Genomic DNA, 916 nt, shown 5'->3' with positions numbered 1-916 from the left:
ACCAAGACCAAAGACCAACTAACGCGTTAAGATTCGCGTGAAGACTTAAGCACCTCTCGTCGGTGATTAAAGAGAAAACCTACCCTCCTCAAGAGCGACCCGTAATCCATTTGACCTCAATCAATACCTCGCGCTGTTTTTCAGTACATCATGAAGCCATACAGAGTTATTCATCGGTCACCTCTGACGTATCTGATTCAGTGACCGCCCCGTTTCATAAGTCGTTATAAATAAGGGTTCATTGAGGAGACAATATGACCATTGAAAAGCACGATCTAATTCACGAACTTCCAGAATACCGCGACCAGATCCATGAGCTCAAAATGAACAATGCGCATTTCGCTAAGTTGTTCGACCAATATCACGATGTAGATCACGAAGTGCACCGGATCGAAACTGGCGCAGAAACACCATCAGACGATTACGTCGAAGAGCGCAAAAAAGTGCGTTTAAAATTGAAAGACCAGTTATTTGCAATGCTCAAAACCCACGAAGCGACCGCGTAAAGCAGAACCTTTTTGGTGCGTTACACCTAGGTAGTGACGTTTAGTGACTCTCAGTGACTTTCCTTTTGTTGTGTTGAAGGGAAAACGGTTCGGGCAACCTTTGGTTGCCCTTTTTTACGCCTAACGATTAAAACCTCGCCGCCCGCTCTCGGATGAGTTTTACTTCGTCTGAGTCTTCACCAAAGGATTCCACAAACCGTTTTAAATCGCGCTTGAAGTCTTCTTTCTGATTCAGACAGAGGTTATATAAGGCCCTATCGCGTACATAGCGCTCATCAGGGATCTCAGTGTTCTCGCATAAAATACTCGTCGCAACCCAATGATCAACCCAAGGGACAAACCCGGTCGGATTTTGCTCAGCAATCTTCTGAATACGCATAGATACCGTTTGTCGACCCTCAAAACAATCA

2 protein-coding genes are annotated in these 916 nt (G+C 45.1%); one reads left to right on the top strand and one right to left on the bottom strand.

What is annotated here, in order from left to right:
- Positions 1-254: 254 nt before the first annotated feature.
- Positions 255-506: a YdcH family protein gene (locus tag A3750_RS23760; RefSeq protein WP_068457718.1), complete on the top strand. Its 252-nt coding sequence runs from the start codon at positions 255-257 to the stop codon at positions 504-506.
- Positions 507-633: 127 nt separating this feature from the next.
- On the opposite strand, the gene A3750_RS26615 is transcribed toward A3750_RS23760, so the two are convergent.
- Positions 634-916, bottom strand: a 283-nt coding sequence (locus A3750_RS26615; protein ID WP_231871940.1) for a hypothetical protein, incomplete at its 5' end; no start/stop codon positions are given.

The sequence above is a fragment of the Oleiphilus sp. HI0079 genome (assembly GCF_001635105.1).
The sequence above is the reverse complement of the archived record's forward strand: the minus strand, read 5'-3'. Positions and strand labels throughout refer to the sequence as shown.

Coding starts and splice junctions, on each gene's coding strand:
- A3750_RS23760 (WP_068457718.1), top strand. CDS start 255: ATGACCATTGAAAAGCACGATCTAATTCACGAACTTCCAGAATACCGC.